Source organism: Enterobacter sp. UNJFSC 003 (assembly GCF_036903355.1).
In the GTDB taxonomy this organism is placed as follows: domain Bacteria; phylum Pseudomonadota; class Gammaproteobacteria; order Enterobacterales; family Enterobacteriaceae; genus Enterobacter.
In genome coordinates, this window is sequence record NZ_JBAKHK010000001.1 from 337,464 (window position 1) to 358,074 (window position 20,611).

General features: G+C 54.1%; 17 protein-coding genes. 8 read left to right on the forward strand and 9 right to left on the reverse strand.

Features of this window, described 5'->3' with window-relative positions; translation table 11 throughout:
- Positions 1-37 precede the first annotated feature (37 nt).
- The 5 genes from V5P19_RS01530 to V5P19_RS01550 form a co-directional block, all read right to left on the reverse strand.
- On the reverse strand, positions 38-1,594 hold the full coding sequence (locus V5P19_RS01530; protein WP_334399474.1) for a cyclic di-GMP phosphodiesterase: 1,557 nt from the start codon (positions 1,592-1,594) through the stop codon (positions 38-40).
- A 128-nt stretch (positions 1,595-1,722) separates the two neighbouring features.
- Positions 1,723-2,292 carry a bifunctional murein DD-endopeptidase/murein LD-carboxypeptidase gene (gene mepS / locus V5P19_RS01535; RefSeq protein ID WP_334399476.1) on the reverse strand — a complete coding sequence of 190 codons (570 nt, stop codon included), beginning with the start codon at positions 2,290-2,292 and terminating at the stop codon, positions 1,723-1,725.
- 415 nt (positions 2,293-2,707) lie between these two features.
- A complete protein-coding gene (locus tag V5P19_RS01540) occupies positions 2,708-3,421 on the reverse strand; it encodes a phosphatase PAP2 family protein (RefSeq protein ID WP_334399478.1) in 714 nt (237 codons plus the stop codon).
- Between the two features lie 33 nt (positions 3,422-3,454).
- Complete coding sequence (locus V5P19_RS01545) at positions 3,455-4,441, reverse strand: GTP-binding protein (protein ID WP_334399480.1); 987 nt, start codon at positions 4,439-4,441, stop codon at positions 3,455-3,457.
- Positions 4,442-4,564: 123 nt separating this feature from the next.
- Positions 4,565-6,031, reverse strand: a complete 1,467-nt coding sequence (locus V5P19_RS01550) for a fructuronate reductase (RefSeq protein ID WP_334399482.1) — start codon at positions 6,029-6,031, stop codon at positions 4,565-4,567.
- A gap of 203 nt (positions 6,032-6,234) precedes the next feature.
- Between V5P19_RS01550 and uxuA the strand changes: the two genes are divergently transcribed.
- Complete coding sequence (uxuA, locus tag V5P19_RS01555; RefSeq protein ID WP_334399484.1) at positions 6,235-7,425, forward strand: mannonate dehydratase; 1,191 nt, start codon at positions 6,235-6,237, stop codon at positions 7,423-7,425.
- Positions 7,426-7,457: 32 nt separating this feature from the next.
- On the opposite strand, the gene yeiP is transcribed toward uxuA, so the two are convergent.
- On the reverse strand, positions 7,458-8,030 hold the full coding sequence (yeiP, locus tag V5P19_RS01560) for an elongation factor P-like protein YeiP (RefSeq protein WP_008500940.1): 573 nt from the start codon (positions 8,028-8,030) through the stop codon (positions 7,458-7,460).
- Positions 8,031-8,194: 164 nt separating this feature from the next.
- On the opposite strand from yeiP, the gene V5P19_RS01565 reads away from it, so the two are divergent.
- The gene (locus V5P19_RS01565; protein WP_334399486.1) at positions 8,195-8,449 is read left to right on the forward strand and encodes a YkgJ family cysteine cluster protein; all 255 of its coding nucleotides are present in this window, start codon (positions 8,195-8,197) and stop codon (positions 8,447-8,449) included.
- On the opposite strand, the gene setB is transcribed toward V5P19_RS01565, so the two are convergent.
- A complete protein-coding gene (gene setB / locus V5P19_RS01570; protein ID WP_334399488.1) occupies positions 8,446-9,627 on the reverse strand; it encodes a sugar efflux transporter SetB in 1,182 nt (393 codons plus the stop codon). The genes V5P19_RS01565 and setB overlap by 4 nt on opposite strands.
- A gap of 358 nt (positions 9,628-9,985) precedes the next feature.
- Here setB and fruB point away from each other — a divergent pair, with 358 nt between their 5' ends.
- Genes fruB through fruA form a run of 3 tightly spaced genes read left to right on the forward strand, consistent with a single transcriptional unit; the run spans position 9,986 to position 13,756 of the window.
- Positions 9,986-11,116, forward strand: coding sequence for a fused PTS fructose transporter subunit IIA/HPr protein (gene fruB / locus V5P19_RS01575; protein ID WP_334399490.1), 1,131 nt, complete (start codon positions 9,986-9,988; stop codon positions 11,114-11,116).
- A complete protein-coding gene (gene fruK, locus V5P19_RS01580; protein ID WP_006176431.1) occupies positions 11,116-12,054 on the forward strand; it encodes a 1-phosphofructokinase in 939 nt (312 codons plus the stop codon). Before fruB ends, fruK begins: the two co-directional genes overlap by 1 nt.
- Positions 12,055-12,070: 16 nt before the next feature.
- The gene (gene fruA, locus V5P19_RS01585; RefSeq protein ID WP_334399492.1) at positions 12,071-13,756 is read left to right on the forward strand and encodes a PTS fructose transporter subunit IIBC; all 1,686 of its coding nucleotides are present in this window, start codon (positions 12,071-12,073) and stop codon (positions 13,754-13,756) included.
- 47 nt (positions 13,757-13,803) lie between these two features.
- Here the strand turns inward: fruA and nfo are convergent, their stop codons facing one another.
- Both nfo and V5P19_RS01595 read right to left on the reverse strand, forming a co-directional pair.
- A complete protein-coding gene (nfo, locus tag V5P19_RS01590; RefSeq protein WP_334399494.1) occupies positions 13,804-14,661 on the reverse strand; it encodes a deoxyribonuclease IV in 858 nt (285 codons plus the stop codon).
- 64 nt (positions 14,662-14,725) lie between these two features.
- Positions 14,726-15,772, reverse strand: a complete 1,047-nt coding sequence (locus V5P19_RS01595) for a YeiH family protein (protein ID WP_334399496.1) — start codon at positions 15,770-15,772, stop codon at positions 14,726-14,728.
- Positions 15,773-15,870: 98 nt separating this feature from the next.
- On the opposite strand from V5P19_RS01595, the gene yieE reads away from it, so the two are divergent.
- The 3 genes from yieE to cirA all read left to right on the forward strand — a co-directional run bounded on the left by yieE (position 15,871) and on the right by cirA (position 20,544).
- Complete coding sequence (gene yieE / locus V5P19_RS01600; protein ID WP_334399498.1) at positions 15,871-16,737, forward strand: DNA-binding transcriptional regulator YeiE; 867 nt, start codon at positions 15,871-15,873, stop codon at positions 16,735-16,737.
- A gap of 140 nt (positions 16,738-16,877) precedes the next feature.
- Positions 16,878-18,347 (forward strand): amino acid permease, encoded by a 1,470-nt coding sequence (locus V5P19_RS01605; protein WP_334399500.1) that lies wholly within the window; start codon positions 16,878-16,880, stop codon positions 18,345-18,347.
- Positions 18,348-18,573: 226 nt separating this feature from the next.
- The gene (cirA, locus tag V5P19_RS01610) at positions 18,574-20,544 is read left to right on the forward strand and encodes a catecholate siderophore receptor CirA (RefSeq protein WP_334399502.1); all 1,971 of its coding nucleotides are present in this window, start codon (positions 18,574-18,576) and stop codon (positions 20,542-20,544) included.
- Positions 20,545-20,611 lie beyond the last annotated feature (67 nt).

A 20,611-nucleotide genomic window follows, 5' to 3' on the forward strand; every position in this document is an offset into this window, starting at 1 on the left:
AAGCTGAATAATAAGTGACGTCGCCATTATTGTGAAATTATTCACTGGCATGCGGGAGATCCGGCTGCCATTTTCTGAACTGCTCCAGCGGCATTGGGCGGCTAATCCAATAGCCCTGCAGATAATTCACCCCATGCTCGCGCAGCCAGGCTGCCTGTTCCAGCGTTTCCACGCCTTCCGCAACGGTTAACATATTCAGTCGTCTCGCCAGCGTCAGCACGGCATCCAGAACCGGTGATGTGACGGTTTCTGTGCCAATAGCATGCACGAAGCCCCGGTCGATTTTGAGGTAGTCCATTGTAAAGTGCTCAAGATAAATCAGCGCACTGTGGCCGGTACCAAAATCATCAATGGCAATCTCAAACCCTTCGTTGTGCAGCCACTCAAAAAGCGGGTTAGCTTCACGCTGGTTAATCATGTCGCGTTCGGTTACCTCCAGCACTATTTGGAAGTGATCGGCAGGCAGAGACGCGGCAAACTGGCGCATATCGTCTTTAAAGCTTTCTGAATGCAGATGGCCGGGCGCGATGTTAATCCCGAATTTTGCCCCAGCCGGTAAAAGGGTTTGCAGAACAGGCGCATCGCGAATGATAAGGTCAAAAAGATGCAGCGTCAGCGGGACAATCAGCTTTTGCGCTTCAGCAAAATTGATAAAGGCATCTGGCGGAATTTCTCCCATCGCAGGATGTTTCCAGCGCATCAACACTTCAAGCCCGGTCATCTGCAGCGTGGTGGCATCCACAACGGGCTGGTACACCACGTAGAACTGACCACGCTTAATCGCGCTTAAAATTTCTTTACCCGGGTTCAGGCGTATGGTGAGGACATAGAAATTAAGCGATCCGGCGGCGATACCGCATACCAGGCCAAAGAACAGGGCAAAGAGTATTTCATCGCTGGTCCAGGATTCAGCATACAGTTTGATCGTCAGGGGGACATCTTTAAGCGTCGCGGTACGGGCGGGGGTTCCATGCAGGTCCTGAACGCTGACCAGGTCGCTGGACATGGTCGACAACGCATGATTACCAATGATAATCGCTATGCCTGCGAATTCGTCCTGCCGTGCGGTGTAAAGCAGGTAAGGCGTGAGATTGAGATTTACCGAGGTAAAGACGCCGCCGTCCTTAACCAGAGGATTACGGTACCAGATGGCAATCGCCGGTTTATTCGGCAGCATCGGTGTGCCGGGCAGAAGTACCATGTCGAGATGCTTGTTGATGTGAAGCTCGGGAATAAGCTCTTCCATCGGCGCGTTCATTGGCCCGGTTGCCGACGAGCAGAATGCCATTTTGTCTCTGACCAGCAAAAACGCGCGGACATTGAGACTAAAAGCCGCGCGTGAGGTCAGGTCGGCGCTCACATCCTGGCAATTGCTTAGCGTCAGCGGCTGAAGCGCATCGATAGAGGTTTTCAACTCACCGAAATAGCTCTCCATGTAAACGCTGACATCCGTAATCAAGGTATCGTACCGAACTTCCCGCTTGTGGTAACTCCAGTAAAATTGTAACGCGCCCAGCACCAGGGCAGTGAGCAGGCCTGTAACAATACTGAGGAACAGAATCTTGCGGTGACTTGAGAAGTAGCGGGTGAACATAGACGTCGTGGTTCCTGAAATGCCGCTGAATGTATTCAGTGTAACGGGCAAAAAAAAACACCGCCGAAGCAGTGTTTCTTTTTCATCGTATCGTTAGCCAAGGGATAACCAACGATACCATTATGATATTAACTGCGGGTCAATACGCGGCGCGCTTCGTTGTAGCGCTTCTTCCAGTACGGCTCGTTCATGCTTGAGATGGTGACGCCACTGCTGGTGGACGCATGGACAAACTGATCGTTACCGATATAGATGCCAACATGTCGACCTGTAGAGCCTGCTTTGAACAGGACTAAATCGCCTGTGCGCAGCTTAGTACGAGAAATCGACCTGCCCATCTCCTGCTGTTCATAGGTTGAACGCGGAAGATCTAACCCAAATTGCTCGCGGAAGGTACGTTGTACAAAACCAGAGCAATCAATACCTTTTTTGGTGCTGCCGCCCAGACGATAACGTACGCCTTTCCAGTCAGCATACTGGTCCATAATGCGGGACTTCACGTCCAGATTACGTACCATATTCTCAAATTCATCCTGAGAGGCTTGCAGTGACGAGGAGTCTTCTATTCCCACAACACGCGTCTCAGGATGCATATTCTTCGCGGTATTCGATGTACTACATGCCGAAAGCAGAACCGCTACTGCTATCGCCGGGATCCCCCGCATGATATATCTCAAAATCGGTTGAGATTTGACCATTTTGTTTATTTTCCCTTGAAGTCCTTAACGATAAATATCGTTATAAAAATGCCAACCGTGACGAGACTAATTATCTGTTCACAATGAGACAATTCTTTCTGGTCAGATTTGTGGCGCAGCGCACAAATTTATTCACCATGATAATAATTATCTCAGTGGGGCAAAACGAGTTCGAGATTAACCGATTGCAAGAGGCATTGCGAGCAAAAAAGTCCTATTTTTTATAAGAAATTGTGATACTGAAAGTAAAAAAACGTAATTGCTCAAATTGCCGTCGGATCCGGCGGATTATCGTGCAATAGCTTCATTTTTATCATGAATTCGATGACAAGAAGATGACAGTGGGGAGCGATTGGGCGGGAAAGTCTATCAGGGATCGCTATGATCCCTGATAATTAGTGTTAATTAAAATCGATTATTTGTTCGAAGTTTGTTGCTTTTTTCCGGGTAAATAACGATCAAAAACAGCAATTAAGCGATCGCTTAACGGCGTCATCAGCACCCACGGGAGACCCATCAGCACCGCCGAGAGTGACCCCACGGCAATATCCGTCAGCCAGTGAGCGCCGATCATGACGCGCGGGAAAGCAAATATCACCACAATAACCAGGGCAATAGAGAAGGCTTTTTTGCCGAAATAGCGCAACATAAATGCTGAAAAAATAAGCAGCATCATACCATGATCGCCCGGGAAACTGTCTTTCGAGGCGTCTTTAGTCGGTATATGAAGCAGTTCGCTGACGCGATAAATATTCGGAAAATAGAGAGACGGACTCGCGCGTTTTACCGGCATCAGATGTTGCGCCAGCTGGTTAATCACTACCGCTGCCAGCAGCATCACCAGGCCCACGATCATAATCCGGCGACGTCCTGTTGCGTCCTCTTTCAACCAGAAGGAGAGCATCAGGCAGCCCATCGCCAGCAGCGAGCAGCCGTCAAAGGCACGGTTGTTGGTAATCGCAACAAACCACAGAAATGCCTGGCTCTTACCCAGTTCCTGATTGAAGAAATGGAAAATGCCGGAATCCAGAGGGAACCAGAAACCATGGTTCACCGGAAGATACCAGGATAAAAAGAGCGCCAGTCCGGCGGCGTTAAGCAGCAATATCTGGGGGAGTCGAGTCTTCATAACCGTCAGCATAGAGTGAAATCAGGGGCAACGTTAGCCGCCCGAACTTAAACGAAGCTTCAACAAGCTCGACTGCAGCGCGTTCCAGTCGGCGTTAACCGCACTAATAAGCTCTATACGGCTATCGGGTGGGGCAACGTTTTGCGTTTCGATAAAGAAATCTGCGCCCTGACGGTTGATCCGTACCAGTCCGTCCGGGGTTCGCATAATCCCTTTTACGCGATCGACCGGGGCAAGTCTGGCCCACTCGAGAACGCCAATAGTGTCGAAAACGGTATCGGCATCAAAAATCCATCCACAGGCCTGATATCCCTGACCGCTGTTCACGTTACGACGCCAGCGCTGATGCTCCGGCAGGCTTAACGCCGCCAGCCCTTGCTTCACTGGATGGCTATGGCGATGTTCCGCGCTCACGGGAAGTTCAGCCAGATTCAGGCGAGGAAGGTCAAGTAAAGCAGTATCAATCTTACCCTGAGAAGTCTGAACACGTCGGCGATTGCCGCCGAAATGCTGCCACCAGGTATCCAGGGCAGCCTGGCTTTCTGCTGTTGCGCGGTCTTCTTTATTAGCAACAATAATATCGGCCGAAGCGAGCTGATCGCGGAAGTTCTCATTGGCTACTGCTTTTTCATCCAGAAGCTGACGCGGGTCGAGAAGGCACAGGGTGGCGCGCAGATCGATCCAGGGTTCGTAGACCGGTGCGGTCAGTAAATCGAGAATTTGCTTTGGATGACCTAGCCCGGTGGGTTCAATCAGCAGGCGGTCGGGTTTACCCTGCCGCAGCAGGGTGTTCAATCCTACCTGCATCGGTAAACCATTCACGCAGCACATACATCCGCCAGGGATCTCTTTAATCATTGCGCCACTGTCTGACAGCAATGCGCCATCGATGCCCACTTCGCCAAATTCGTTGACCAGAACGGCCCATTTTTCAGCCGGATCTTTATGAGCCAGTAAATGGAGGATTGAGGTGGTTTTACCGCTGCCGAGAAAACCGGTAATGAGGTTGGTTTTGGTCACGCGTACTCCAGAAGATAAGGGTGATGCAATAGCAATGACCCATCATCCTGGCGAAAAACGAGCGTAATGAGAAGGGGAAGTGCGAACGGAGACGATTTCCGTTCGCCTGAAGCGCCATAATCGTTAAATTTTTAACGTTTCAATAACAGCCTGACGTGCGCCATGGCGGCGGATGCGTTGATATGCGTCGTTTACTGCCACCACAAAAACGCTATTCTGCGGAAGATCCTGACCGAAGACTTCGCTGAGTTGCAGTATGGCGTAAACGCGTTCATCTTCACTACTTCCCTCGACAATCGAACGGATTTTATCGCTAAGCGGATCGCGTACATCAATACCGTTCCCGCGTTCATCTGTGCCGCTGACGTAGCGTATCCATCCAGCAACACCCAGTGCCAGCAGCGGCCACGCGCTTTTACGCTCAAGATGGACACGGATCCCGTCCAGCATACGCTGCGGCAATTTTTGGCTGCCGTCCATTGCGATTTGCCAGGTTCGATGCTGCAACGCCGGATTAGCAAAACGCGCGATCAGGCTGTCCGCATAGGCCGTGAGATCCACGTCGGTGATGCGCAGCGTGGGGGCCTGCTCGCTCAGCATGAGCTGACGCGCGGCGTTACGTAGGCTCTCATCCTCCATGCATTCATTAATATGCGCGTATCCGGCGAGATAGCCGAGATAGGCCAGGAACGAATGGCTGCCGTTGAGCATCCGCAATTTCATCTGTTCCCAGGGTAAAACATCCTTCACCAGCTGCACGCCAGCCAGTTCCCATTCCGGGCGTCCGGCGACGAAGTTATCTTCTACGACCCACTGAATAAACGGCTCACAGCTGATGGCGCAGGGATCTTCAACACCAAGTGCCTCAGTGATTTCAGCGAGCGTTGCTTCCGTTGCGGCGGGAACAATCCTGTCTACCATCGTTCCAGGAAAACTGACATGGGTATCAATCCATCCGGCCAGTTCAGGAGAGCGTTTCTGCGCCATCCCGAGCACCGCGTTCTTTACCACGTGACCGTTATCAGGAATATTGTCGCAGGAAAGAACGGTGAAGGCTGGCAATCCCCGTTCACGTCGGCGGTGGAGCGCTTCGACCAGGATACCGGGAGCAGAATGCGGCTCCGAAGGGGTCTCCAGGTCGTGAATGATGCGGCTGTTTTGCATATCAAGCTTGCCGGTCGCAGGGTCGATACAATAGCCTTTTTCAGTGATGGTGAGCGAAACGATGGCGACCTGAGGCTCGCAGAATTTCTCGATAATCGCCGCCAGCGAGTCGAGTTTTGCATTCAGGCATTCGTGTACTGCGCCGACGATAATCGGCTGATTACCCTCAGCCCCTTTCTCCAGTACGGTGAACAAATGATCCTGCGCCCGCAGCTGGCTCATCAGTACATCGCCACTAAAGAGGCTAATCTCACACATTCCCCAATCGCCCCCTTTAGCATTCAATACCCGGTTTGTTAACAACGCCTGATGCGCGCGGTGGAACGCGCCAAAGCCAAAATGGACGATGCGCGAGCGTAATTGCTGGCGATCGTAGAGAGGTTGCTGAACATGGGCGGGCAGCGAAGTGGAGGCAATAGTCTTCATGAAGGACACACCTGATTAACCATTAATTAACAATGGCAGTGTAAAGTTATATGACAGCAAATTGAATTGGTAAGCCGTAAATATCCCTGTTCTGTGAGTTTGATCAATCAATGCGTGGCACCGTGTTGACCACTTTGGTGAAACATGTATGGTAGTCGTCATTGCGGTATCGCATATTGGTATAACAACTTGAGGGGTGAACAATGGAACAAACCTGGCGTTGGTACGGGCCGAACGATCCGGTTTCTCTTGATGATGTGCGCCAGGCTGGCGCAACGGGTGTCGTCACGGCGCTGCATCATATTCCTAACGGTCAGGTGTGGCCGGTAGAAGAAATTCAAAAACGTCAGGCGATGCTGGCGGAAAAAGGCTTAACCTGGTCTGTTGTTGAAAGTATTCCGGTTCACGAAGAGATCAAAACGCATTCAGGCGAGTTTCAAACCTGGATTGCCAACTATCAGCAAAGCATCCGTAATCTGGCGGCCTGCGGTATTGATACCGTGTGCTATAACTTTATGCCGATTCTGGACTGGACGCGAACTGACCTTGAGTATCAGATGGCCGACGGTTCAAAAGCGCTGCGTTTTGATCAGATCGCTTTCGCGGCGTTTGAGCTGCATATTCTTAAGCGCCCGGGTGCCGAAGCCGATTATACCGCAGAAGAGCAGCAGCAGGCGCTCGCGTGGTTTAATGCCGTCAGTGAAGCGGACATTGAAAAACTCACCCGCAATATTATTGCTGGCCTGCCGGGTGCGGAAGAGGGCTATACGCTGGATCAGTTCCGCGCGCGTCTGGCGGAGTATGGTGATATTGATAAAAACCAGCTGCGCGAAAACATGGCGCATTTCCTGCGCGCGATCGTGCCGGTAGCCGAAGAGGCGGGCGTACGCCTGGCCGTGCACCCTGACGATCCTCCGCGTCCAATCCTCGGCCTGCCGCGTATTGTGTCGACTATTGAAGACATGCAGTGGCTTAAAGAGACCGTAGACAGCATCTACAACGGCTTTACCATGTGCACGGGCTCATACGGCGTACGAGCGGATAACGACCTGGTGCAGATGATTGAAACCTTCGGCGATCGCATTCACTTCACGCACCTGCGTGCAACCTGCCGTGAAGATAACCCGAAAACCTTCCACGAAGCCGCGCATCTGGGCGGAGACGTGAATATGGTTGCGGTGGTGGACGCGATTCTGGCAGAAGAGGTACGGCGCAAGCAGGCGGGAGATGTGCGTCCTATTCCGTTCCGTCCGGATCACGGGCACCAGATGCTGGATGATTTACGCAAGAAAACGAACCCGGGCTATTCGGCGATTGGTCGCCTGAAGGGAATGGCGGAAGTGCGCGGCGTTGAGCTGGCGCTGAAGATGACGAAGTATCCCGAATTACTGTAAAAGAAAACCCGGCGAAAGCCGGGTTTTTTGATTTAGTCAGCACGACCCATATAACGTTTTTCTTCAATATGGATGCGAATTTTCTCGCCAGCAGACAGGTATTCAGGAACCTGCACTACCAGACCGGTGGTCAGGGTAGCGGGTTTGTTGCGGGCACTTGCTGAAGCGCCTTTGATACCCGGAGCGGTTTCAACAATTTCCAGATCCACGGTCTGAGGCAGTTCCAGCGCCAGCAGCACGCCGTCCCATGTCAGTACCTGCATATCAGGCATTCCGCCTTCAGGAATGAACAGCAGCTCTTCTTCAATCTGATCTTTCGTGAAGATGTACGGGGTGTAATCTTCTTTATCCATGAACACGTACTCGTTACCGTCGATGTAAGAGAAATCGACATAGCGGCGGGTCAGGGTCACGGTATCAACGATATCATCGCCTTTAAAACGTTCTTCGACCTTCAGGCCGGTACGCACGTCGGCAAAACGCATTTTGTACAGCGTTGCTGCACCACGGGCGCTAGGGGCCTGAATATCGATATCTTTTACAATCAGCAGCTTGCCGTTGTAATTCAGCACCATACCTTTCTTAATTTCGTTCGCTCTTGGCATTGCAGTAATCCTGTTTACGGGAGGTAAAAAATATCGCGCCAAATTACTCGCGCGCGGCCTTTCAGGCAAGCGGAATTCGTGGCTTTTGCTATCAATACGCAAAAGGTGTTACTGTGCGCGCGATGCCCGACTGCGCGGGTATTTGCCACCGATAGAGAGCATTTATGGATTGTCGTCCAGATTGCGGCGCGTGCTGTACCGCACCGTCCATTTCAAGCCCCATTCCAGGAATGCCGAAGGGCAAGCCAGCCAACACCCGCTGTGTTCAGCTTTCTGAAACCAACCTGTGTATGATCTTTAGCTCGCCGCTGCGCCCGAAGGTGTGCTCAGGGCTTCTGCCTTCTGCCGACATGTGTGGCAGCACAAAACTGCAGGCAATGACTTATCTTCTTAAACTGGAATCGCTCACCGCACCTTAAACGTCTTTAATTCGCGTCAGGCACGTTATCGTCAGGACGCACATCACCAGCGCAATCCAGAACACCGTGTGGTAATTCCAGATCTCCGCAACAACGCCAGCCATCGAACCTGCAATAATCCAGCCCACGCGGGTGGTATTAGTATAAAGGGTGGTGGCGGAGCCTGCCTGGCCCGGCATCAGATCCTGGAAGTAGAGCATGCCGATCCCGGCCAGTATGCCGATGTAGATGGCGTTCAGCAGCTGTAAAGCCAGCAGCAGCCCCGGCGTGTGTACCGTTAGCATACCGATGTAGAACAGCAGTCCGGCGACAGCGGCAATGCGCATCAAAAAGCGTTTGCCGAAGCGTCTGGCGTAATAGCCTGCAATCAGCATCGTGGGGATCTCAAGACCGGCAGCCGTCCCCATCATGATGCCCGCCAGTTTCTCCGGCAGATGCAGCTCATCAATAATAAACAGGGGCATATTGATGATATAGAGGCTGTTAGTTCCCCACATCAGGGTACAGATAATAAAGAGCAGCAGCGCGTCACGGCGGTTACGGCGCGGGGCTTCAAGCGTGCCTGTTGCGACCTTCGGCTCTTTGCGCATTGACGGCAGAAAGAACCACACCATCGCACCACACACCACAAAAGCGACCGCAGCACTCAGGTACATCACCGTAAAGCCAAACCCCATTGCCAGTGCGTACGCCAGCGGCGGACCTATAACCCATGCCAGTGAAACCTGCGCGCGCAGAATAGAGCTGAACATCACCGCTTCACGTCCGGTGCGGTCTGCGTGCTCGCGGGCAAGGGCAAACATCTGTGGGTTAGCGGTTGAACCAAAGCTGCTCAGGAATACCCCAACAAACAGCAGCACGAAATAGTTTCGGTTCCAGGCAAACAGGATGCAGGCAAAAACGCCCAGCAAGCAGCAAAAGACGATCAGGCTTTTCCGATCGCCTTTGCGGTCTGAACGGCCCGCTAAAAACTGGCTGACCAGGATGCCGATGATGGCGCTTCCGGTAAAGAAGAAGCCCACCATCGCCGGACGGGCGTGGACTTCATTCGTCAGAAACAAGCTTAGCGTTGGCGTTTGTAACGCACCGGCGATCCCAGTGAGGAAAGCAACAATCAAAAACGCCGATGACGTCAAATTAAAGGGCTTTGGTGAGGCGGCAGCGGGGGTGTTATGCATGTTTCAGGATCGGTGAGTGTCAAGGAGACGCGGAGTTTACGCCGCCAGTCATTAAATAAACAGAGGGTGTGGTCACTTTTGCCACGAAAAATCAAAATGGCGTTTCAACTTCCGCACCAAGCTGACCTTAGCTGAAACGGGCTTGCTGAACGTCAGCAGCTTTCAGCTTGATGACGATGAAATGTGCAGTATCTCAAAATTCTGAAATGAGAAATGTAACTTTTCTTGCAACACCTTGCAGAAAGAGCAAGACTTCTTGAAACGTTTCAGCGCTATCTTGTTTTAACTGACGGAGCAGGTTAGCGCATTTTTTCTCATTAGAGCTGAAACGATTCAAGTTCAGCAGGAGAGGAGAACCATGTTCCAGTTATCTGTACAGGATATCCACCCGGGCGCACAGGCCGGGAATAAAGAAGAGGCTATTCGCCAGGTTGCCGCTGCACTGGTGCTGGCGGGCAATGTGGCTGATGGCTACGTCAACGGCATGCTGGCACGCGAGCAGCAGACCTCTACGTTTCTCGGCAACGGCATCGCGATCCCGCACGGCACCACGGATACCCGCGATCAGGTACTGAAAACCGGGGTTCAGGTTTATCAGTTCCCGCAGGGCGTACTTTGGGGCGACGGCCAGGTGGCGTACGTGGCTATCGGTATTGCGGCGAGCAGTGATGAGCACCTGGGCCTCCTGCGCCAGCTGACGCACGTCTTGAGCGATGACTCTGTGGCTGAACAGCTGAAGTCCGCAACGACAGCGGAAGAGCTGCGCGCCTTGCTGATGGGCGAAAAACAGAGCGACGCGCTGAAACTGGATAATGAAACGCTGACGCTGGACGTGGCCGCGACCGACCTCTTGACGCTGCAGGCGCTGAACGCGGGCCGCCTGAAGGAAGCCGGTGCCGCTGATACTACCTTTGTGACTCGCGTTATTAACGATAAACCGCTGAATCTTGGCCAGGGCATCTGGCTGAATGACAGCGCTGAAGGCAATCTGCGCAGCGCTATCGCGGTGAGCCGTGCAGTTAACGCGTTTGAGGTTGACGGCGATCGCGCTGCGATGCTGGTTACCGTGGCGATGACCGACGATCAGCCGGTTTCCGTGCTCAAGCGTCTTGGCGATCTGCTGCTGAGCAATAAAGCTGAAAAATTGCTGAACGCTGATGCCGCAACCGTGCTGGCGCTGTTGACCAGCGATGATGCATTGACTGACGACGTGCTGAATGCCGAATTCGTTGTGCGTAACGAACACGGCCTGCACGCGCGCCCCGGCACCATGCTGGTGAATACCATTAAACAATTCGAAAGTGAGATTACCGTGACCAATCTGGATGGTTCAGGCAAACCGGCTAACGGCCGTAGCTTGATGAAAGTTGTCGCGCTGGGCGTGAAGAAGGGCCATCGCCTGCGTTTCACCGCGCAGGGTGCGGATGCTGAACACGCGCTGAAAGCGATTGGCGAAGCCATCGCAGCGGGTCTGGGGGAGGGCGCATAATGAGCAGACGTGTTGCGACTATTACGCTGAACCCGGCTTATGACCTGGTGGGGTTTTGCCCGGAAATTGAGCGTGGCGAAGTCAACCTCGTGCGTACCACTGGCCTGCATGCTGCGGGCAAAGGGATCAACGTCGCGAAAGTGCTTAAGGACCTTGGTATCGATGTCACCGTGGGCGGATTCCTGGGGAAAGATAACCAGGACGGTTTCCAGCAGCTGTTCAGCGAGCTGGGAATAGCGAACCGTTTCCAGGTCGTTCAGGGCCGTACCCGTATCAACGTGAAGCTGACAGAAAAAGACGGGGAAGTGACCGACCTGAACTTCTCCGGTTTCGAAGTCACCCCCTCAGATTGGGAGCGTTTTGTTAACGATTCCCTGACCTGGCTGGGCCAGTTCGACATGGTGTGCGTCAGCGGCAGCCTGCCGTCCGGCGTGAGCCCGGAAGCGTTCACAGACTGGATGACGCGCCTGCGCAGTCAGTGCCCGTGCATTATTTTTGACAGTAGCCGCGATGCGCTGGTTGCCGGTCTGAAGGCGTCACCGTGGTTGGTTAAGCCAAATCGCCGTGAACTTGAGATCTGGGCGGGCCGTAAGCTGCCAGAATTAAAAGATGTGATTGAAGCTGCACATGCATTGCGCGAACAGGGGATCGCTCACGTGGTGATTTCTCTGGGTGCAGAAGGCGCGTTATGGGTTAACGCTTCTGGCGAATGGATCGCCAAACCGCCGTCGGTGGAGGTTGTTAGCACCGTTGGCGCAGGGGATTCGATGGTTGGCGGTCTGATTTACGGTCTGCTGATGCGCGAATCCAGTGAGCATACTTTACGTCTTGCCACCGCCGTTGCTGCCCTGGCGGTCAGTCAGAGCAATGTCGGTATTACCGATCGTACCCAGTTAGCCGCGATGATGGCGCGCGTTGACTTAAAACCTTTTAACTAACAGCAGGAGAGGAATAATGAAAACGCTGCTGATCATTGACTCCGGTCTCGGACAGGCTCGCGCCTATATGGCGAAGACCTTGCTGGGAGCGGCGGCGAACAAAGCGCATCTGGACATTATTGATAATCCAGGTGATGCCGAACTGGCGATTGTTCTGGGCGATAAGATCCCGGCTGACAGTGCGCTGAACGGCAAAAAAGTGTGGCTGGGCGATATCAATCGCGCGGTGGCACATCCTGAACTGTTCCTGAGTGAAGCAAAAGGCCACGCGTCTGTTTACAGCGCACCTGCTGCTGCCGCACCGGTTGCCGCTTCTGGCCCGAAACGCGTTGTGGCGGTAACGGCGTGCCCGACGGGTGTCGCACATACCTTTATGGCGGCAGAAGCGATTGAAACCGAAGCGAAAAAACGCGGCTGGTGGGTAAAAGTTGAAACCCGTGGCTCCGTGGGGGCTGGCAATGCCATCACCCCAGAAGAAGTGGCAGAAGCCGATCTGGTGATCGTGGCGGCAGATATTGAAGTGGATCTGGCGAAATTTGCCGGGAAGCCGATGTACCGCACCTCAACCGGCCTGGCGCTCAAAAAAACCGCTCAGGAGTTTGATAAAGCGCTGGTGGAAGCCAAGCCTTATCAGGCAACAGGGGCTGCTCAGAACGCGACTGAAGGTAAGAAAGAGTCTGCTGGTGCATACCGTCACCTGCTGACCGGTGTCTCCTACATGCTGCCGATGGTGGTGGCGGGTGGTCTGTGTATCGCTCTGTCATTCGCGTTTGGTATTACGGCGTTTAAGGAAGAAGGGACGCTGGCGGCTGCGTTGATGCAGATTGGTGGTGGCTCAGCGTTCGCGCTGATGGTGCCTGTGCTGGCCGGTTTTATTGCCTTCTCCATTGCTGACCGTCCAGGTCTGACGCCGGGTCTTATTGGCGGTATGCTGGCCGTGAGCACCGGTTCTGGCTTCATTGGCGGTATCATTGCTGGCTTCCTGGCCGGTTACGTTGCGAAGCTTATAAGTTCGAAGCTGAAGCTGCCGCAAAGTATGGAAGCGCTGAAGCCGATCCTCATCATCCCGCTGATTTCCAGCCTGGTGGTGGGTCTGGCGATGATTTATCTCATCGGCAAACCGGTTGCAGGCATTCTGGCGGGTCTGACCCACTGGCTGCAAACCATGGGCACGGCAAACGCCGTTCTGCTGGGGGCTATCCTCGGTGGCATGATGTGTACCGACATGGGCGGTCCGGTGAACAAAGCGGCTTACGCCTTCGGTGTTGGTCTGCTGAGTACCCAAACCTACGCGCCGATGGCAGCCATTATGGCGGCAGGAATGGTGCCACCTCTGGCGCTGGGCCTGGCGACAATTATTGCTCGCCGTAAGTTCGATAAAGCGCAGCAGGAAGGTGGGAAAGCCGCGCTGGTATTGGGCTTGTGCTTCATTACTGAGGGTGCTATTCCGTTCGCTGCCCGTGACCCAATGCGTGTCCTGCCATGTTGTATCGTTGGCGGCGCGGTGACCGGGGCTATCTCGATGGCGATTGGTGCAAAACTAATGGCACCACACGGCGGTCTGTTTGTTCTGCTGATCCCTGGCGCAATCACCCCGGTCCTGGGCTATCTGCTGGCGATTATCGCGGGTACGCTAGTGGCGGGTCTGTCTTATGCGGTGCTGAAGCGCCCTGAAGCAGAAGTGGTTGCGAAAGCGGCCTAAGCGTTAACGTGATAAAAAAGCCGGGCGCGTAAGCAGCCCGGCTTTTTTTATGCCGCCTGTTCAGCGGTTTGCTGTGCTTTGAGCCAGGCAATTTCTTCTGCCCAGATATCGGGATTGATGGTTTCAAGCACCATCGGGATATCGTCGAAACGGGCATCCTGCATGATAAAGCGGAACGCATCATGGCCGATATTGCCTTCTCCCAGACTATGATGGCGGTCAACGCGGCTACCGAACGCGCTTTTCGCATCGTTCAGGTGCATTCCTCGCAGATACTTAAAGCCGACAATGCGTTCGAACTCGTCGAAGGTCTTTTGGGTTTCGTCGAGGGTGCGCAGATCGTAACCGGCCGCAAATGCGTGACAGGTGTCGATGCAAACACCCACGCGGGATTTATCTTCCACGCCGTCGATGATCGCTGCCAGGTGCTCGAACTTAAAGCCGAGATTACTGCCCTGACCGGCGGTGTTCTCTATCACCGCCGTCACACCCTGAGTTTTGTCCAGGGTGATGTTGATGGACTCAGCGATGCGCGCCAGGCAGGCATCTTCGTCAATCTGCATCAGATGACTTCCCGGATGGAAGTTCAGCAGCGTCAGCCCGAGCTGTTCGCAGCGCTGTACTTCATCAAGAAACGCGTCGCGGGATTTCTCCAGCGCCTCTTGAACCGGATGGCCGAGGTTAATCAGATAGCTGTCGTGGGGAAGGATCTGGCCCGGCCCGAAGCGGTACTTCTCGCAGGCAGCTTTGAAATCGTCAATCACTTCAGCGGTCAGCGGTGCGGCACGCCACTGGCGCTGGTTCTTGGTGAACAGGGCGAAAGCGGTCGCCTCGATTTCGGCGGCGCGAATGGCGGCATTCGCAAGGCCACCTGCAGCGCTAACGTGCGCTCCAACATATTTCATTAAGGGACTCCTGTTAACCCGAAAAGCGTATGATAGCGGGTTAACAGGAGAAGGACGTAGTGGTTTATGCCATCAGGCTGTGAACCGCGAGGTTTATCGCGCCGCCGCCGACAATCAGCCAGATGAAGAGCACCAGCGCCATCAGCAGCGGTTTAGCACCGGCTTTTTTCAGCGCGCTGACGTGTGTCGTCAGCCCCAGTGCGGCCATCGCCATCGCCAGCAGTACGGTGTCCAGCGTGACCAGCATATCCACCACCGCTTTTGGCAGCAGGTGGAAGGAGTTGAAGATCGCGACCACGATAAACAGAATCGCAAACCACGGGATGGTGATTTTGCTTTTCTGGTTACTTCCCGCAGGGGCAAGCTGCTTGACCCGCGCGGCGAGGATAATCAGGAACGGCGCCAGCATCATCACGCGCAGCATTTTGGCAATCACCGCCGCGTTTTCCGCGTCCGGGCTAATGGCATGACCTGCCGCAACCACCTGTGCCACCTCATGCATGGTTGAGCCAATATAGATGCCGTAGGTTTCCGGGCTAAACCAGTGGGCAACCAGCGGGTACATGGCCGGGTATAGGAAAATGGCCAACGTACCGAAGATCACCACGGTTGCCACTGCCACCGTCACTTTACTGGCTTCAGCTTTAACCACGGGTTCCGTTGCCAGCACGGCGGCAGCACCGCAAATACTGCTGCCGGCACCAATCAGCCAGCTGGTGTGCTTATCCAGCCCAAAGACTTTCTGACCGAGAACGCACGCCAGGAAAAAGGTGCTGCTTAGCGTCAGAACATCAATGGCGATCCCGCTGACCCCAACATCTGCAATTTGCGAAAACGTAAGGCGAAAGCCGTAAAGGATAATCCCGAGGCGCAGCAAGTGTTGCTTGGCAAAAATGACGCCGCCATCGCAGGATTTCCAGATATGCGGATAAACGGTATTCCCCACCACCATGCCGAGCAAAATAGCCAGCGTTAGGGCGCTAAAACCTGCTCCCGCAACGGCGGGAATGCTACCGCCCCATAGCGCCACGCCGGTCACTACAGCGCTAAGCGCAAGACCCGGCACAAAGTGCCAGACTGTACGATGATTTTGTAAGGTGAGTTCTGTCATAACCTTCTCCTTTGTCTGGCTAAAAGGTTACGGCGCTCTGGCTTAAAAATAAAATTGATTATATATTTATAATCAATCTTTATAAGTGGTAAGCAACCATGCACATTACATTGCGTCAGCTGGAAGTCTTTGCCGAAGTGCTGAAGAGCGGGTCGACGACGCAGGCCTCACAGAGGCTGGCACTTTCACAGTCGGCGGTGAGCGCCGCGCTAACCGATCTCGAAGGGCAGCTGGGCGTGCAGCTTTTTGACAGGGTAGGGAAGCGTCTGGTGGTCAACGAACATGGCCGCCTGCTGTATCCCCGCGCGCTGGCGCTGCTGGAACAGGCGACTGAAATCGAGCAACTGTTCCGCGAAGAGAACGGTGCGATCCGCGTCTACGCCAGCAGTACGATCGGGAACTACATTCTGCCGGAAGTGATTGCCCGCTACCGTCGCGATTTTCCAACCTTGCCGCTGGAAATGAGCGTCGGCAATAGCCAGGACGTGATCACTGCGGTGATCGATTTCCGCGTGGATATCGGCCTTATCGAGGGTCCATGCCATAACGTGGATATTGTTGCTGAACCCTGGCTGGAGGATGAACTGGTGGTGTTTGCTTCGCCGGCCTCTTCTTTATTGCAGGGTGACGTAACCCTGGAACGCCTGGCGCAGGCGCAGTGGATACTGCGCGAGCAGGGCTCCGGCACACGTGAAATTGTCGATTATCTGCTGCTCTCGCATTTGCCTCATTTCCAGCTCGGCATGGAGCTGGGCAATTCCGAGGCGATCAAGCATGCGGTACGTCATGGCCTGGGGATTAGCTGCCTTTCCCGTCGGGTGATCGCTGAACAGCTTGAGGTGGGCTCGCTGGTTGAAATCCCCATCCCGCTGCCGAAGCTGGTGCGCACGCTCTGGTGTATTCACCATCGTCAGAAACACCTTTCCAGCGCGCTGCAGCGTTTTCTGCGTTATTGCAATACATGAGATTCATCCCGTCTTTTTCTACTTTACTTATAATCCTGGCCGAGTCATGAAGCTCTCTTATAACTGGGTATTTCTGCCGGAAGGAACGCGTATCGTCTGCTACAATCGCGCCTCATTTGTTAAATGGACAGCATTTTCACATGGTTTCAGAAACTAAAACCACAGAAGCGCCCGCGCTACGTCGCGAACTTAAGGCGCGTCACCTGACGATGATCGCGATAGGCGGTTCAATCGGTACAGGTCTTTTCGTTGCCTCTGGCGCAACGATTTCGGCAGCAGGCCCGGGTGGGGCACTTTTCTCTTATATCCTGATTGGCCTGATGGTGTACTTCCTGATGACCAGTCTGGGCGAACTGGCAGCGTACATGCCGGTCTCAGGTTCATTCTCAACCTACGGGCAAAAATACGTTGAAGAGGGCTTCGGCTTCGCGCTGGGGTGGAACTACTGGTACAACTGGGCGGTTACTATCGCCGTTGACCTGGTGGCATCACAGCTGGTGATGACCTGGTGGTTCCCGGATACGCCCGGCTGGATCTGGAGTGCCGTGTTCCTTGCGGTGATCTTCCTGCTGAATTACATCTCCGTGCGCGGTTTTGGTGAAGCAGAATACTGGTTCTCTTTGATCAAAGTGGCTACCGTCATCATCTTTATCGTTGTCGGTGTGGCGATGATCGTGGGTATTTTCAAAGGCACAGAACCTGTGGGCTGGAGCAACTGGACGATAGGCGATGCGCCATTTGCCGGTGGTTTCTCGGCGATGATCGGCGTGGCGATGATTGTCGGTTTCTCCTTCCAGGGCACCGAGCTGATTGGTATTGCCGCCGGTGAATCTGAAAACCCGGAAAAGAACATTCCTCGCGCCGTGCGTCAGGTGTTCTGGCGTATCCTGCTGTTCTATGTGTTCGCTATCCTGATTATTAGCCTGATCATTCCCTACACCGATCCGAGCCTGCTGCGTAATGATGTCAAAGACATCAGCGTTAGCCCGTTCACGCTGGTCTTCCAGCATGCCGGCCTGCTCTCAGCAGCGGCAGTGATGAATGCCGTGATCCTGACGGCCGTGCTGTCTGCGGGCAACTCCGGTATGTACGCCTCAACGCGTATGCTCTACACCCTGGCCTGCGATGGCAAAGCGCCGCGCATCTTTGCAAAACTGTCTCGGGGTGGCGTGCCGCGTAACGCGCTGTACGCAACAACGGTGGTTGCCGGTCTGTGCTTCCTGACCTCCATGTTTGGCAATCAGACGGTCTACCTGTGGCTGCTTAACACCTCGGGGATGACGGGCTTTATCGCCTGGCTGGGGATTGCCATCAGCCATTACCGCTTCCGTCGCGGCTATGTGTTCCAGGGACACGATCTTAACAACCTGCCGTACCGCTCAGGGTTCTTCCCGCTGGGGCCAATTTTCGCCTTCATTCTGTGTCTGATTATTACGCTGGGGCAGAACTATGAAGCCTTCCTTGCGGACACCATTGACTGGGGCGGCGTTGCAGCGACCTACATTGGTATTCCGCTGTTCCTTCTCATCTGGTTTGGCTACAAGCTGACGAAAGGAACCCGCTTCGTTCGCTACGGCGAAATGGATTTCCCGGAACGATTTAAACAATAACCGCACCTCCTCTCTTTTAGCCCGCTCATTCGAGCGGGCTTTTTTATCTCCACATTATGCACAACAGATATAATTTCTAACAATTGAATTGATAATAGTTATCGTTTGCTTTATCGTTATCAAAAAATAAGTCCCCCTAACGACCTCTCTGAAATGCGGGCGGACAGACAGGCACTGTGAGCAATTATTATTTGATTTAGTTGTATTTACCTCATGGAGATATGGAATGTTTAGGTTGAATCCCATCGTCAGGGGAGGACTTTGTGCGTCCGCACTGTCCCTGGCACTGCCTGTTATCGCTGCGGAATCTGGCGACACTATGGTTGTAACGGCATCAGCGACCGAGCAAAACCTGAAAGACGCACCGGCAAGTATTAGCGTCATTACTCAGGAAGATTTGCAGCGTAAACCCGTTAATAATCTCAAAGATGTGTTACAGGACGTGCCCGGCGTGCAGCTCACCAACGAAGGGGACAACCGAAAAGGGGTAAGTATTCGTGGTCTGGACAGCAGTTACACGCTCATCTTGATTGATGGCAAGCGCGTGAACTCTCGCAATGCGGTTTTCCGTCACAACGATTTTGATTTGAACTGGGTCCCGGTCGATGCGATCGAACGTATCGAAGTGGTGCGCGGACCGATGTCCTCACTTTATGGTTCTGACGCACTGGGCGGCGTGGTGAACATCATCACCAAAAAAATTGGCCAGAAATGGACCGGTTCCCTGAGCGCTGATTCTACCCTTCAGGAACACCGCGATCGCGGGGATACCCATAACGGACAGTTCTATACCAGCGGCCCGCTGGTGGACGGCGTGCTGGGGCTAAAAGCCTACGGCAGCGTGTCTAAGCGTGAAAAAGACGATCAGCAACGCTCCTCGACTTCTGCCTCCGGTGAAACGCCCCGTATCGAAGGCTTCACCAGCCGTGATGCCAACGTCGAGTTCGCCTGGACACCCACTGAAGATCATGACTTTACGGCAGGTTATGGCTTTGACCGTCAGGATCGTGACTCGGACTCTCTGGACAAAAACCGGCTCGAACGCCAGAACTACTCCCTTAGCCACAACGGCCGCTGGGGCGTGGGCAACAGCGAGCTGAAGGTTTACGGTGAGAAGGTCGATAACAAAAATCCCGGTAACAGCAATACGATCACGTCCGAGAGCAACGCGGTCGACGGGAAATATGTGCTGCCCCTGGGCGAAATTAACCAGCTGCTGACCTTTGGCGGCGAGTGGCGCCACGACAAGCTGAAAGATCCGGTCAATCTGACGGGCGGATCAAGCAGCAACACCTCTGCAAGCCAGTATGCACTGTTCCTTGAAGACGAATGGCGGATCTTTGAGCCGCTGGCCCTGACCACCGGCATCCGTATGGATGACCATGAAACCTACGGCGATCACTGGAGTCCACGTGCCTATCTGGTCTATAACGCGACCGACACCGTGACGGTGAAAGGGGGTTGGGCGACCGCGTTTAAAGCGCCGTCACTGCTGGAGCTCAGCCCGGACTGGGTCACCGGCTCTTGCCGTGGTGCCTGCGATATTGTCGGCAACCCGGATTTGAAGCCGGAAACCAGCGAAAGCGTCGAGCTCGGTGTGTACTACAGCGGGGAAGAGGGCTGGCTAGAAGGCGTGCAGGCCAGCATCACCACCTTCCAGAATGATGTCGATGACCGCATCAGCATCACCCGTACGGCAAACGTTGACCAGGCGAAGAGCTACCCGAACTACGTTGGGCTGAACGCCGACGGCGAGCCCATTTTCCGTTACTACAACGTCAACAAGGCGCGGATCCGTGGCGTGGAAACCGAGCTGAAATTCCCGGTGGCGGAGGACTGGAAAGTCACGCTGAACTACACCTATAACGATGGCCGAGACATCAGCAACGGCGGCAATAAACCGCTGTCCGAACTGCCGTTCCATACCGCCAACGGTACCGTTGACTGGAAGGCAACGCAGGACTGGTCATTCTACGTGCAGGGCAACTATAAGGGCGAGAAGCGCGCGCTCACCAGCAGCGATCCCACGCCGGGCGGCTACGTGATCTGGAATACCGGTGCGGCATGGCAGGCAACCAAGAGCGTGAAGCTGCGCGCGGGCGTGCAGAACCTGCTGGATAAAGATCTCAGCCGTGATGATTACAGTTACACGGAAGACGGTCGTCGCTACTTTGTGGGCGTGGACTATAAGTTCTGATGAGAAGCCGGTAAAAGCAAAGCGGCAACGTCAGCTGCCGCTTTTAGCGCGTGTTCCCTCTCCCTGT

What these genes read in the sequence shown, in the direction of transcription:
- yieE (WP_334399498.1), top strand. Translation starts at nt 15,871, where the DNA reads ATGCACATTACATTGCGTCAGCTGGAAGTCTTTGCCGAAGTGCTGAAG.
- fruB (WP_334399490.1), top strand. Translation starts at nt 9,986, where the DNA reads ATGTTCCAGTTATCTGTACAGGATATCCACCCGGGCGCACAGGCCGGG.
- uxuA (WP_334399484.1), top strand. Translation starts at nt 6,235, where the DNA reads ATGGAACAAACCTGGCGTTGGTACGGGCCGAACGATCCGGTTTCTCTT.
- setB (WP_334399488.1), bottom strand. Translation starts at nt 9,627, where the DNA reads ATGCATAACACCCCCGCTGCCGCCTCACCAAAGCCCTTTAATTTGACG.
- V5P19_RS01540 (WP_334399478.1), bottom strand. Translation starts at nt 3,421, where the DNA reads ATGAAGACTCGACTCCCCCAGATATTGCTGCTTAACGCCGCCGGACTG.
- nfo (WP_334399494.1), bottom strand. Translation starts at nt 14,661, where the DNA reads ATGAAATATGTTGGAGCGCACGTTAGCGCTGCAGGTGGCCTTGCGAAT.
- yeiP (WP_008500940.1), bottom strand. Translation starts at nt 8,030, where the DNA reads ATGCCAAGAGCGAACGAAATTAAGAAAGGTATGGTGCTGAATTACAAC.
- V5P19_RS01530 (WP_334399474.1), bottom strand. Translation starts at nt 1,594, where the DNA reads ATGTTCACCCGCTACTTCTCAAGTCACCGCAAGATTCTGTTCCTCAGT.
- cirA (WP_334399502.1), top strand. Translation starts at nt 18,574, where the DNA reads ATGTTTAGGTTGAATCCCATCGTCAGGGGAGGACTTTGTGCGTCCGCA.
- V5P19_RS01565 (WP_334399486.1), top strand. Translation starts at nt 8,195, where the DNA reads ATGGATTGTCGTCCAGATTGCGGCGCGTGCTGTACCGCACCGTCCATT.
- V5P19_RS01550 (WP_334399482.1), bottom strand. Translation starts at nt 6,031, where the DNA reads ATGAAGACTATTGCCTCCACTTCGCTGCCCGCCCATGTTCAGCAACCT.
- fruK (WP_006176431.1), top strand. Translation starts at nt 11,116, where the DNA reads ATGAGCAGACGTGTTGCGACTATTACGCTGAACCCGGCTTATGACCTG.
- mepS (WP_334399476.1), bottom strand. Translation starts at nt 2,292, where the DNA reads ATGGTCAAATCTCAACCGATTTTGAGATATATCATGCGGGGGATCCCG.
- V5P19_RS01595 (WP_334399496.1), bottom strand. Translation starts at nt 15,772, where the DNA reads ATGACAGAACTCACCTTACAAAATCATCGTACAGTCTGGCACTTTGTG.
- V5P19_RS01605 (WP_334399500.1), top strand. Translation starts at nt 16,878, where the DNA reads ATGGTTTCAGAAACTAAAACCACAGAAGCGCCCGCGCTACGTCGCGAA.
- fruA (WP_334399492.1), top strand. Translation starts at nt 12,071, where the DNA reads ATGAAAACGCTGCTGATCATTGACTCCGGTCTCGGACAGGCTCGCGCC.